The organism is Pseudoalteromonas sp. Cn5-37, assembly GCF_021532495.1.
GTDB classification, from domain to species: domain Bacteria; phylum Pseudomonadota; class Gammaproteobacteria; order Enterobacterales; family Alteromonadaceae; genus Pseudoalteromonas; species Pseudoalteromonas simplex.
Genome location: NZ_JAKGBA010000005.1, coordinates 72,905 through 86,037 on the forward strand (window position 1 = coordinate 72,905; position 13,133 = coordinate 86,037).

The following is a 13,133-nucleotide window of genomic DNA, read 5'->3' on the forward strand; positions in this document are numbered from 1 at the left end:
TGCAGCATTGTTTAATATAAGCTAATATTTGTACAAAGCGATTACGCTTTTTAATACATTTAATTCATTATGGTGATTAGTGAAGCAATTATTTACCCTTTTAATGTTGTTTATTAGTGTTAAAGGTGAGTGTTTATCTGAGCCAAATATACAACAACCTATTGTTGTTGCTGCAAGCGCCTCTTTACCTCCTTATGTTATCGAAGATACCAATAGCGGTATTCAACTTGAAATTTTAAAAGCAGCTTTTAAGTCACAAGGCATCTCTAATATTCATATTCATTACATGTCTAATAAACGTGCAGAGCAACAGCTTATGCAGGGAGAGGTTGATATTGCATTAAACTTTCCTCCAGTTCTCACTCCACATGTTTATAAAAGTGATGAACTACTGCGCTATCAAAATGTCGCGGTCAGCCTTGCTAATAGAGATTTAAAAATTAGCACTATCTATGATTTAGCAGGTAAAAGTGTACTTGCCTTTCAGAACGCAACTAATTTTATTGAAGCACCTTTTAAATCGGTTACCAATATTTTACGCTCTTACGAAGAAGTGGTTAACCAAGAAGCGCAAGTTGATCACCTTATGAAGGGCTGGGTTGATGTTATTATTCTAGAGCGCCGGGTGTTTTTATATTATTTAGAAAAATATAAACAAAGCGCTGAGGTAAAACCTTTTATTGTGCATGCAATCTTTAAAGAAGCACCAAGACCTGCGTTTTTTTACAGTAAAACGTTAAAAAACACGTTTAATTTGGGTCTTGGTGAGATCATAGAATCAGGCGAATACCAAGCAATTATTCGCCTTGATGGTACTGAGTACGCGCAGCTTTCAGAGCCAGAGTTACGCGAATAACGCAACAGTTTGGCGGCTCAATGCAATTAGCTTACCGTCTTCACTCCAAATACAGCCATCTTCAAGACCATAGCCATCTTTACTATGATGGGTAACAGCCTCGTAGCCAATCCAAGCATCATAGGCAATTGCAGGTTCTTCTACAAATTCTATGTACCATGACATACTACTTGCTGGTGCAGGTTGCTTGTACATTTGTAATAGAGTCGGTGGCCATGCATCTGTTAAAGCAATGATATGCGCTTCACTCATTTGCTCTGGTACATGTTTGAATTTCATCCAACCACCTAAATGTGAGGTGTCTGCTCCAGAGAAAGGCATATTGCCGTCTTGCAAACACAGTGCAACGTGCTGGAAAAATGCCGGCATCACGCCTTCTTTATAAGGTAGGGTAAAACGTTCATCAACGGGTTTTAGCTGCATTGTTTTAGTGACATCTACTTGTACACTTGATTGACGCTCAGCCCCAAAACAGGCTTGTGTAATAACACAAACATCGCCATTTTGAATCACTTTTGCCAGTACCTGCGCACTGTTTTTTCCTTCACGTAAGACTTCAACGTCGATTGAAAAATCATTGTCAGCGATTAACGGGCCAACAAAGTTAGTACTTAAAGATAATAAACGGCGAGAGTTATCGATATGCTGCCGTATAGCTTGATATAATAAAGCTGCAGATAAACCACCAAATGCAGTGCGGCCTTGGCACCAGTTTTCTGGAAACTGCATTACTTTTGTTTTGTCTTTACCAAGTTCAGCTGCCATGGCGAGTAATTGATCAAAATGCATAATTTTCCTTAACGTTTATTGTTATGGTTTAGGTTATAGCACAGCCAAAGTCATCAGACCAGTTTGTTTATTCCGCAATAGGCGTACAAATACAGTGCTTTTTGAGGAAAAAACATGCATTTCAAAAAAAATTTCAAAAAAAAGTAAAATTTTTCATTTTTATAGTTGAATTCAGTTTCCTGCATCCCTATTTACTAGTCATCGAACGTATTAACGAATTTTGAAGTTGGAGAAGATTCATGGGTAGAATTATTGGAATCGATTTAGGTACTACTAACTCTTGTGTAGCAGTACTAGACGGTGATAAAGCACGCGTTATCGAAAACGCGGAAGGCGATCGCACAACACCATCGATCATTGCATACACGCAAGACGGTGAAACATTAGTTGGTCAACCTGCAAAACGCCAAGCAGTAACTAACCCAACTAACACATTATTTGCAATCAAGCGTTTAATTGGTCGTCGTTTTGAAGATGAAGAAGTACAACGTGATATCGGTATCATGCCTTTTAAAATTGTAAAAGCTGATAACGGTGATGCATGGGTTGAAGCGCGTGGCGAGAAACGTGCTGCACCACAAATTTCAGCAGAAGTGCTGAAAAAAATGAAGAAAACAGCAGAAGACTTCCTAGGTGAAGCGGTTACTGAAGCAGTAATTACAGTACCTGCATACTTCAATGACTCACAACGTCAAGCGACTAAAGATGCTGGTCGTATTGCTGGTCTTGAAGTTAAACGTATCATCAATGAGCCAACTGCCGCTGCACTTGCATACGGCATGGACAAAAATAAAGGTGAAAACGTTGTTGCAGTATACGACTTAGGTGGTGGTACTTTCGATATCTCTATCATCGAAATCGACGAAGTTGAAGGCGAGCACACGTTTGAAGTGTTAGCAACTAACGGTGACACTCACTTAGGTGGTGAAGATTTCGATAACCGTGTTATCAATTACTTAGTTGAAGAGTTTAAGAAAGATCAAGGTATCGACCTTAAAAACGACCCGCTTGCAATGCAACGAGTTAAAGAAGCTGCTGAAAAAGCGAAAATTGAACTTTCTTCTGCACAACAAACAGAAGTTAACTTACCGTACGTGACTGCTGACGCAACAGGTCCTAAGCACATGAACGTGAAAGTTACTCGTGCAAAACTTGAGTCACTTGTTGAAGACTTAGTAACTAAGTCAATTGAGCCACTTAAGCGTGCACTAGCTGATGCTGATTTATCAGTAAGCGACGTAAATGACATCATCCTTGTTGGTGGTCAAACACGTATGCCTCTAGTTCAAAAAACAGTTGCAGAGTTCTTTGGTAAAGAGCCACGTAAAGATGTTAACCCTGATGAAGCAGTTGCAGTAGGTGCAGCGATTCAAGGTGGTGTATTAGCTGGTGACGTTAAAGACGTACTTCTACTTGACGTATCTCCGTTATCACTAGGTATCGAGACTATGGGTCAAGTAATGACTGCGCTAATCGAGAAAAATACGACGATTCCTACTAAGAAATCACAAGTTTTCTCAACAGCTGAAGACAACCAATCAGCGGTAACGATTCACGTATTACAAGGTGAGCGTAAGCGTGCAAGCGATAACAAATCACTAGGTCAATTTAACCTAGAAGGTATTCGCCCAGCACAACGTGGTACGCCACAAATCGAAGTAACATTCGACGTAGATGCGGACGGTATCTTACATGTATCTGCTAAAGATAAAGATACAGGTAAAGAGCAGAAGATCACAATCCAAGCTTCTTCAGGTCTAAGCGACGATGAAGTAGAAAAAATGGTTCGTGATGCTGAAGCGCACGCTGAAGAAGATAAGAAATTCGAAGAGCTAGTAGCAACTCGTAACCAAGCTGATGCAATGGTTCACGGTACACGCAAGCAAATCGAAGAAGCGGGTGATGCATTACCTGCAGAAGATAAAGAAGCAATCGAAGCTGCGCTTACTGAGCTAGAAGCGGCGATTAAAGGTGATAACAAAGAAGAGATTGAAGCGAAAACTCAAGCTCTTGCTGAGAAGTCACAAAAGCTAATGGAAATTGCACAAGCTAAAGCACAGCAACAACAAGGTGGTGCGGATGCAGGTGCACAACAATCTTCTGCAAAACAAGACGACGATGTTGTTGATGCAGAGTTCGAAGAAGTGAAAGACGACAAGTAATTGCTTGTTTCGCTTCTGCCTAACGCATTAATGGCTGCTTTGTTTAGCCAATTAAGTTAGGATGAAATGATTGAGGCGCGCCAGCGATTTCGCTTGACGCGCCTTTTGCATGTATATAAACGGTAAAGTCGTTTGACTTACCTTACGCAGTGTAACTGCAGTAAAAAGAGTAGTGTGATAGATATGTCAAAAAGCGATTATTATGAAGTTCTCGGCGTGAGCAAAGATGCCAGCGAACGAGACATAAAAAAAGCGTATAAGCGCTTAGCGATGAAATATCATCCAGACCGTACCGCAGGCGATAAAGAACTTGAGTCTAAATTCAAGGAAGTAAAAGAAGCCTACGAAGTACTCACTGATGACCAAAAACGTCAGATGTATGATCAATATGGTCACGCAGCCTTTGAACAAGGTGGTGGCGGTCATGGCGGTGGCTTCGGCGGCGGTCATGGTGATTTTGGTGATATTTTCGGTGATGTGTTTGGAGATATCTTTGGTGGTGGCGGTGGTCGTCGTCAATCGCGTCAACAACGTGGTTCGGACTTACGTTACAACATGGATTTAAGCCTTGAAGAGGCCGTTCGTGGTAAAGATGTAGAAATTAAAGTACCAACCTGGGTTAGCTGTAAGCCATGTGATGGTAGCGGTGCAAAAGCGGGTTCAAAACCAAAAACATGTACTACCTGTCATGGTGCTGGTCAAGTACAAATGCGCCAAGGTTTCTTCGCGGTTCAGCAAACTTGTCCTACGTGTCAGGGCACAGGTCAAATTATTTCTGATCCATGTGACAGCTGTCATGGTCAAGGTCGCGTAGAAAAAACTAAGACCTTATCAGTGAAGATCCCAGCGGGTGTTGATACAGGTGACCGTATTCGTCTATCAGGCGAAGGTGAAGCGGGCATGCATGGTGCACCAGCAGGTGATTTATACGTTCAGGTTTCTGTTCGTGAACACCCGATTTTCCAACGTGATGGTAATAATCTGTATTGTGAAGTTCCAATTAGCTTTACGACAGCAGCACTGGGTGGCGAAATTGAAGTGCCGACACTGGATGGTCGTGCAAAACTGAAGATCCCATCAGAAAGCCAAACGGGCAAGATGTTCCGTATGCGTGGTAAAGGTGTTAAGTCTGTACGTAGTGGCGCTCAAGGTGACTTGATCTGTAAAGTGGTTATTGAAACGCCAGTGAATCTAAATGACCGTCAACGTGAATTGCTTGAAGAGCTTGAGCAAAGCATGGGTAAAGATGGCTCTAAAAACCGTCCAAAAGAAAAAGGTTTCTTTGATGGTGTGAAGAAATTCTTCGATGACCTAACTAAGTAACTTCTAGTTAAGTAACTTGAGTTCGAGAATAAAAAGGCGCTGATAAGCGCCTTTTTTATGCCTTAATGATCTAAGAATAGGTAGTTTTGCCAACTTTTCATTCTGATCAATACTTTACGCATCACTGATACGTGTTCGAAGTGTTCTGAATAAACTGCAACTTCTGTGCTTGTTCCTTGTGGCAGGTGATATTCACTCATGTCATCGGTGATTTTTAAGGTGACAATTGCGCGCCCTTGACGAGCAAAAAACTCAGTGCCCATCAGTGTGCCTTGTGCTTGCACTTGCCCTTCGCCAATCGCAGGTAATACATCGATTACTTCGCCTGCAAAGGTTTTGCCCGGAATAGCTTTAAAAATAAAATCTGCTTTGTAGCCAGACTCGAGTCTTAATAGTGAATTTTGTCTAAATGCAGCGACGTAAACGGCATCTTCTTTGTGCACAAAGGTCATTACTGGGCGTAATGGCATAGGGACTGCAATCATCCCAGGGCGTAATGTTAGTTGTGTTACATAGCCACCAGTAGGTGCATAAACGCTTGTGCTGTCTAAGTTAAATTGAGCTTGCTCTAAATTAGCGCGAGCTGCGGCAATTTTAGTTTGCTCACCGTTTATTTCAGACTCAAATGCTAGTTTTTGACGTAACTCTTCGGCTTGTGCTGCTTCGTAGCTTGCCTTTGCTGCTAAATATACACCTAATTTATTATCAACTTGGCCTTTTGAGTAAGCACCGCTTTTTGCGCCTTTTTCATAACGTTCGTATTCTTTTTTGCTACGATCATATTCAGCTTTAGCCATTAGGGCACTGGCTTGTGCTGATTTATAGCTCGCTTCTAAACCGAGCACTGACTGTTTTGCATCCTGCAAAGCGGCAATCGCTTGATTTAGTTTGGCTCGATATAAGGTATCGTCTATGCGAAACAATAAGTCACCTTTTTTAACCGGCTGATTTGGCTTTACTGCAACCTCTTCAACGGTACCACGTACATTTGGCACAATGGGTGTTGTGACATAGGCACTGCTGGCCATATTTGAATGTGGATGATTATAGTTCATTAACAGGATTAAAGCGCCTATCAGTACCACACCACCGAGTACCGCGGTGGGTACTGTCCATTTATTAAGTGGGATTTTAAACACTTTAAAGATACCAATGCACAATGCGGTATAAGTGAGAATTAATAACAAATCCATAGTCTAGTTCTCTTTATTATTCGATTGAGCATTTATTTGTGCTTGTAGTGCTGCAACCGTGGCTGTCAGGCTAGCTACTTTCTCAGCTAAGTCTTCCTGTTCCTTTTGAATTTGGTTAAACCCCCAGCCACGGTCATCACGCCATAATGTCGCCCAAACCCATAAAAATGGCCACAGCACATGTAGGGTAAACAGGCTAACCCAGCCTGCATAATGGATGGCATCTTGGTGAGGGTGATTACGTTTTTTGGCAATTTCGTAGGGAATATCGTGAATGGCAATAACACCATAAAATATTACTACCGTTACAAACACTAGCATGACCAGTGCAAAGTAGTCTAAAAACATCTATCTTCCTTTGTTAAATTAATACCTAATTTATAATACGTTAAATTGACCCTATTACTAATCGGCATTTTCAGATTTAATCTAATACAACATAATAGGCAGAATCATCAAGACATCTGCACAATGTTACATCATCAGAGAATACCGTTTTTTGAATCTTCCCTTTATTTAGACCAAGTGTTTGACATTTATTTTGGCAATCAATAAAGGAGTTCCACGCTAAGTATTCGTTGCAGATAAAATTAATCGTATACAACAGGGTGAGTATGATAAGTAACTGCTTAACCAGATATAGGCTATTAGCTCTAGACATGTTCATTACCTTGCGTAGTGTCTATCACTTAAGTGTAGTTCATTTTACTTAAATTAGTACGATTGTAGGTTTTGATTAATTGCTTTTAGACTACCGTTCACGTTATGTTTTTTTATCGTTCAGCATTCAGTATTTGGAAGAAGTAATGACACCGGCTATTAATTTATTACAAAAGAAAGGTATTAATTTTGATGTGCTCAGCTATCAACATGATCCTTCAAAGCAAGAGTTTGGCCTTGAAGCGGTTGAGAAGCTAAAGCTCCCTGCTGAGCAAGTATTTAAAACTTTAGTACTTGAAGATACTGAGCATCAGCTTTTGGTTGCTATTGTGCCAGTGAGCCAGCAAGTTAACTTGAAAATGCTAGCAAAGGCGGCAAAGGTTAAAAAAGTGCAGATGGCTCCACAACAAAAAGTCGAAAACACGACAGGTTATATTTTAGGTGGGGTGAGTCCGCTAGGTCAGAAAAAGCGATTAATGACGTTTGTTCATCAATCAGTATCTAATTATGAAAAAGTATATGTTTCCGCGGGTAAACGTGGATTAGAGATTTCTATAGATCCTAACGATTTATGTGCTTTGTTAGGTGCTAAGTTGGCTGATTTTTAATCATATAACGGTGTTTTTTCCTAACTTCGGAAATTACTTATTGTACTGAGGCTATTTATAGATAAGCTGTTCATGCGTTATTAATTCTAATAACGAATTATCTTAAAGGATTCAGGATATGAAAAAAATTATTGCTATTTCTGCACTTACTCTTCTTCCACTTTCTAATGCGATGGCTGATCAAGATATCGGCTGTGGTCTAGGTTCGCAACTTTTCGCAGGCCAAGAAGGTAAAGTTGTTAAAGTATTAGGTGCGACGACAAACGGTACATCTGGTAACCAAACTTTTGGTATCACATTTGGTACGTTAGGTTGTGACGGTACAGGTACTGTTACGGCGTCAACTAAAGTAGCAACATTTATTGATGGTAACATGGAACAACTTGCGCGCGATATGTCTCGTGGTGAAGGCGAATCACTAGATACACTTGCGGAAGTTTGGGGTGTTCAAGCTCAAGATAAAGCGGCGTTTAATAAATTAGTACAGGCTCAGTTTACTCACGTTTTCACTTCTGAAAATGTTACTTCTCAAACTGTACTAGAAAACCTTAATAACCTTGTAGCGAGTGACTCACAGCTATCTTCTTACACTTTATCTTAAGTGTTAATATTCTTATCTAAAGCCCGTTTAGGGCTTTTTTATTTTATGTTTAAATTTCTTATTGTTGCTTCGTTTGTTTTGAGTAGCTCGGCTTATTCTGCTACAACAATACACAATATCGCCTCCCATCCATACTGGCTTAAATTAGGCCATTATCAGCAATCAATCTCGGGTTCATATGAAAGTGAGGTTGATAGCCATAGCTTTTTTCTTTCGGTTAATGGAAAGTTTGATCCTCATGCTGAACTTTTAGCTACTATCGAAGCGTTTCAGAGTGAGAATAATGATGTTACTTGTCAGTTCCCTGCTCGTTATCAATGGTTAAAGCAAAGCTTTTATTCGGAGTGGCCTGAGTTAGCTTGCCCTGAAATTAAGACATGGCAAAAGCTTATAAACCCAAAGGGGATGACTTTAGTTTTTCCTACCGCTTTTATGAATGATCCAGCTTCTATGTTTGGTCATACCTTGTTACGAATTGATGCTAAAGATCAAACTCGCAGTAGAGAACTGATTGCTTTTGCAGTCAATTTTGCTGCTGAACCTGATGCAACTGATAATGCAGCTTTATATGCTCTTAAGGGGCTTATAGGTCAGTATCCTGGTAAGTTCACATTAATGCCATATTATCGCAAGGTTCGTGAATATAATGATCTGGAATCTCGTGATATGTGGGAATATAAATTAGCTTTGTCTGAGTCTGAAATTCAGCGTGTTTTACTACATTTATGGGAACTGCAATGGGCTACATTTGACTATTTTTTTATTGATGAAAATTGTTCTTATCAATTATTAGCGCTATTGCAAGTGGCACGTGATGATCTTAACTTAACTAATAATTTTTCTAGTCATGCTATTCCTTCTGATACTGTCAAAGCACTTGCTGAACACAAACTTTTATCTATGCCTCGATATCGTCCTGCATCTGGCACCATACTAATTAACTACGAAAGCCAGTTGACTGATGAACAAATTGATATTGCACGTAAATTAAAAAATGGCGAACCACTCAGTGGGTTTTCTTTAACAGCGGAACAAGCTGTGCCTGTACTTGAAATGGCATACGAGTGGTTAAATTATCAATACTACGACCAAGGTTTAGAACGTGAAGCAATTGCGCCTAGATTAACGGCCTTACTGCACCAGCGTAGTAAATTACTTTTGCCTTCGCCCTTTGCAAGACCTGTAACACCCAGCATTAGCCCTGAAAAAGGTCATGATTCTAGTCGTTTTGGAATGGTATTTAATCATTTTAAGTATTCAGAAAATCGCTACGGTTTTAATTATCGAATGGCGTACCATGACTTGTTAGATAACGCTGGTGGATTTATACCTGGCGCGCAAATTAGCTTTTTTGATATAGAGGGAGATCTAGACTCTGAGGGGAATGTCTATTTAGAGCATGTGTATTTTATTGATGCAATGTCGTTAGCTCCAGATAATCGTTTGTTTGACTCTTGGTCTTGGAATATGCGTGTTGGTTTTGACCGTAAACCTACTGACGATAAACGTAAGGGAAGAGCCTTCATACAAGGCGGTTATGGAAAATCATTCGGTGATGCATCAGGCTTTCAAAGTTACTTTCTTGCGTCTTCGTTATTACAAGCTGGAGAGCTTACTGATTCAGTCTCGCTTGGCTTTGGCACAGAATTTGGACTAATTTGGCAAGCAAGTGATGCGCAAAAACTTGCTCTAACAGCACAGGGATTTTGGCTTGCTAATGATGCGAGCACAAATCATCAAATTGAGCTTGCTGCTCATTGGCAAATTGCACTTGCTCAAAACTGGGGATTAAGAAGTTCATATGTTTATCAAAATCAACAAAGTACTGAGCAGCAGTTAAAACTACAGTTATTCCATTACTTTTAACAATGTATTTTCGGTAGGTTATGCCAGCGGGTTGTGTAATGAGGCGATAAGTAAGCGCGTTTCATATGCCAACGGGTCGTAGGAGTTTCGCTGGCTATGGCAAGGGTACCCACGCCATAACGGGTGTTAATGCTATCAAGACACTGCATCAGTTTAGGGTTATCGATAGGTGCTTGAAACAAATCAGGTTGCTGAAACATGTGGCTCGATAACTCTAGGGCACCTACACCACATTTATAAAATCGTACCCCGGGTTTATAGAGATGATCAAATACCTCGCTGATAGCATTGGCAAACACACAACTATCGGCGGTGGCGACACTAAACTCATAAATATAGGACTTTTTATAATAGCCATCTTGATGAGGAGAGCTGGCCACAAACATTAATAAGCGTTGAGTGTGTGAACCTTGCGCACGTAGTTTTCTTGCTACAATGACACAATGATTGATTAGTGCCGTTTTCAGCGCGGTGGCGTCAGTGATACGCTCCCCAAAACTGCGGGTCGAAAATATTTCTTTTTTGTCTTGGCGTACTTCATCCCAGGCTAAGCAGCTTTTTCCGCGTAACTCGTTCACTGTGCGCTCTAATACAATACTAAACAGGCGTTTCATTTTTCGAGGATCTTGCTCGGCTAAATCAAAAGCCGTATTGATATTCATTGCTTTGAGTTTTTTAGCTAAGCGTCGACCAACGCCCCAAACATCTTGTACGTCCATGGCTTTTAAAATGGCTAACCGTGAAGGTTCTGAATCAATCACTGCAACGCCATCAAAGCCGGGGAGTTTTTTCGCTGCATGATTGGCGGCTTTGGCTAAGGTTGCTGTTGGGCCAAATCCAACCCCAACAGGCAGCTTTGTTTCGCGCCATACGGTACGGCGAATATCATGGCCATAACGATGCCAATCGTGAATAAGCTTATTGAAACCAGTAAAGTTTAAAAATGATTCATCAATAGAGTATATGTGCTGATTATCGCAAAAGCGGCCAATTACGTTCATCATCCGCTCGCTTAAATCTGCATACAGCTCATAGTTAGATGAGCGGATCACCACTTGGTTATCTTCGAGTATTTTCTTTACTTGAAAATAAGGCTGAAATTTTGGAATAGCCAGCTTTCGAGCAATAGGGCACACGGCACAAATACAGCCATCGTTGTTGGTGAGAACCACAACCGGTTTACTACGAATAGCCGGATCAAATACTTTTTCGGCGCTGGCATAAAAGGCCACAGCATCGACTAAGGCGTACATGCTAATAGCTCTTTACTACTGCGATGTAAGCGAATTGAGCGAGTAACCACGCCTTCTAACTGAAATTCATCCGATTGGCGTAGTTGCACTGCAGGGTATTTAGGCGAGGCTGATAATAGCTGGGCATTGTGTTTATCTAATAGTTTACAAACAAATAAACCATTTAGATTCGCGACAATGACATCGCCATTTTTAACATCTTCGGCGCGATCAACCAGTAATAAGTCACCATCAAAAATCCCCACACCTTGCATTGATTCGCCAGAGGCAATACCAATAAATGTTGCATCAGGGTGTTTAATCAATAGTTGATCTAATGATAAGCCTAGCTCTTTGTATTGTGCTGCCGGTGATTCAAAACCACATACGCCAGCTTCGATATAAATAGGAATAACACGCATAACAAAACCACTACACTGTACACTCATACAGTATAGTGGTTTGTGGTTATCTTGCCAATAAGATCACGGGGTGTTGTGATTGATATTTTCGATCATGGTTGTGGCAATAGCGATAAAATCACGTACTTGCTGATCAGTTAAACCGTGGCAAAGTTTGGCATCAACCTCTTGCTCTGCAACTTCTAAACGCGAGAACAGGGCGTTACCTTGATCAGTAAAGGATAAAATTAAACAGCGTTTGTCATTTTCGTCGGCACATTTAGAAACCAGTTCAAGCTTTATAAGCTCTTTTACTAAGCGTGCTATTTGTGCTTTATCACGCCCTGTTTTGGTAACAATATCATTAGCGGTACAGTGCTGTGTTTCGGCAATGATATGTAAACAGCGTACATGCAGCGCATTAAGGCCAAGCTCGTTGGCGTTAATGGCTTCGCGTACAGTGACACGGTAACTTTGTGCCAGTGTAAATAAAGCAGAAGAAAGCGAGGTTTGTGGCATGGTTCACCTAAGTTCAGTTGGTGGATTTAGTTGACAAAGTCAATCAAAAGCGTATAGTTGACTATATCAACTATTGGGGCGTTGTGCAATTTAACCAGCTAGGAGAGAAAGATGGCTAGAAAAGTTCGTCGGGCAAACGTATTAAGTACTACACGTATTTCCCCGCATCTACAAAGAATTGTTGTTGGCTCAGACGAGTTTGCTGACTTCCCGCAAGATGCAAAAGGTGCGTACGTAAAGGTATTGCTCCCGCATGCCGGTGAATCTAAGGTTGAACTTGATTTACACGCTGAGCATCCTGCATTAATGCGCTCTTACACTATTCGTGATATCAACCCCGTTAACGGGGCAATTACCCTCGATTTTGTGGTTAACCAACATCAAGGTGTGGCAACCAACTGGGCACAAAATGCGTGTGTAGGCGACGAGGTCGGTATAGCAGGCCCGGGCCCTAAAAAACTCACTGATTTTACGCAAACACATTATTTAATGCTGGCAGATTTAACCTCTGTCAATGCAATCAATGGCTACTTACAAGCCCTGCCACAAGATGCCACTGTCGATGTCATTATTCATGTTGCTGATAAAGCCGACATTATTGAACTTGAGCAAATTGAAGCACACAGCCAACATAGTGTTGAATGGCTAGTTACAGATGAGCTCGACCAAGTAACACGCTTATGCGCAGGTTATAACGCGCAACCTATGGTGTTTATGGCACTAGAAGCAAATTTGGTGAAGGCAATTCGCCGTTTAATTACAAGCAGTTTTGAAATTGATCGTGAACACATTGTTGCATCGGCCTATTGGAAGCGTGGTATTGATGCTGATGGCCTAAAGGTGGAAAAACAGCAACAAAGCCGTGCCTAATTAGCATTTGAAAAAAAGCCATTCGCTCTCATTAACTAATTATAAAGAGTTAA

General features: G+C 40.9%; 13 protein-coding genes. 7 read left to right on the forward strand and 6 right to left on the reverse strand.

All coding sequences use genetic code 11. The features are described from left to right. Positions 1–79 precede the first annotated feature (79 nt). Positions 80–856: a substrate-binding periplasmic protein gene (locus L1266_RS09245; protein WP_235373655.1), complete on the forward strand. Its 777-nt coding sequence runs from the start codon at positions 80–82 to the stop codon at positions 854–856. Here the strand turns inward: L1266_RS09245 and L1266_RS09250 are convergent. Further along, positions 845–1,645, reverse strand: coding sequence for a thioesterase family protein (locus L1266_RS09250; RefSeq protein ID WP_199529829.1), 801 nt, complete (start codon positions 1,643–1,645; stop codon positions 845–847). The genes L1266_RS09245 and L1266_RS09250 overlap by 12 nt on opposite strands. Positions 1,646–1,884: 239 nt before the next feature. Here L1266_RS09250 and dnaK point away from each other — a divergent pair, with 239 nt between their 5' ends. Continuing rightward, a complete protein-coding gene (dnaK, locus tag L1266_RS09255) occupies positions 1,885–3,807 on the forward strand; it encodes a molecular chaperone DnaK (RefSeq protein WP_138599790.1) in 1,923 nt (640 codons plus the stop codon). 183 nt (positions 3,808–3,990) lie between these two features. Next, positions 3,991–5,130: a molecular chaperone DnaJ gene (dnaJ, locus tag L1266_RS09260; RefSeq protein WP_138599789.1), complete on the forward strand. Its 1,140-nt coding sequence runs from the start codon at positions 3,991–3,993 to the stop codon at positions 5,128–5,130. A 62-nt stretch (positions 5,131–5,192) separates the two neighbouring features. On the opposite strand, the gene L1266_RS09265 is transcribed toward dnaJ, so the two are convergent. Together L1266_RS09265 and L1266_RS09270 are read right to left on the reverse strand one after the other, a co-directional pair. Continuing rightward, entirely contained in the window at positions 5,193–6,323 is a 1,131-nt protein-coding gene (locus L1266_RS09265) for an HlyD family secretion protein (RefSeq protein ID WP_235377387.1), read from the reverse strand. 3 nt (positions 6,324–6,326) lie between these two features. Continuing rightward, on the reverse strand, positions 6,327–6,671 hold the full coding sequence (locus L1266_RS09270; RefSeq protein WP_199529827.1) for a DUF3302 domain-containing protein: 345 nt from the start codon (positions 6,669–6,671) through the stop codon (positions 6,327–6,329). A 458-nt stretch (positions 6,672–7,129) separates the two neighbouring features. Between L1266_RS09270 and ybaK the strand changes: the two genes are divergently transcribed. From ybaK to L1266_RS09285, 3 genes are all read left to right on the forward strand, one after another. Further along, the gene (ybaK, locus tag L1266_RS09275; RefSeq protein ID WP_235377388.1) at positions 7,130–7,591 is read left to right on the forward strand and encodes a Cys-tRNA(Pro) deacylase; all 462 of its coding nucleotides are present in this window, start codon (positions 7,130–7,132) and stop codon (positions 7,589–7,591) included. A gap of 118 nt (positions 7,592–7,709) precedes the next feature. Next, positions 7,710–8,192, forward strand: coding sequence for a DUF3015 domain-containing protein (locus L1266_RS09280; protein ID WP_054552216.1), 483 nt, complete (start codon positions 7,710–7,712; stop codon positions 8,190–8,192). 45 nt (positions 8,193–8,237) lie between these two features. Then, positions 8,238–10,058: an Lnb N-terminal periplasmic domain-containing protein gene (locus tag L1266_RS09285; RefSeq protein WP_235377389.1), complete on the forward strand. Its 1,821-nt coding sequence runs from the start codon at positions 8,238–8,240 to the stop codon at positions 10,056–10,058. On the opposite strand, the gene L1266_RS09290 is transcribed toward L1266_RS09285, so the two are convergent. The 3 genes from L1266_RS09290 to L1266_RS09300 form a co-directional block, all read right to left on the reverse strand. Next, positions 10,055–11,311: a Y-family DNA polymerase gene (locus L1266_RS09290; protein WP_235374257.1), complete on the reverse strand. Its 1,257-nt coding sequence runs from the start codon at positions 11,309–11,311 to the stop codon at positions 10,055–10,057. The two genes, L1266_RS09285 and L1266_RS09290, sit on opposite strands and share 4 nt — an antisense overlap. Further along, complete coding sequence (locus L1266_RS09295; RefSeq protein ID WP_054552219.1) at positions 11,299–11,712, reverse strand: LexA family protein; 414 nt, start codon at positions 11,710–11,712, stop codon at positions 11,299–11,301. The genes L1266_RS09290 and L1266_RS09295 overlap by 13 nt, the downstream gene beginning before the upstream one ends. 63 nt (positions 11,713–11,775) lie before the next feature. Further along, a complete protein-coding gene (locus tag L1266_RS09300; protein ID WP_054552220.1) occupies positions 11,776–12,210 on the reverse strand; it encodes a MarR family winged helix-turn-helix transcriptional regulator in 435 nt (144 codons plus the stop codon). Positions 12,211–12,321: 111 nt separating this feature from the next. Between L1266_RS09300 and L1266_RS09305 the strand changes: the two genes are divergently transcribed. Then, positions 12,322–13,080, forward strand: coding sequence for a siderophore-interacting protein (locus L1266_RS09305; protein ID WP_235377390.1), 759 nt, complete (start codon positions 12,322–12,324; stop codon positions 13,078–13,080). Positions 13,081–13,133 lie beyond the last annotated feature (53 nt).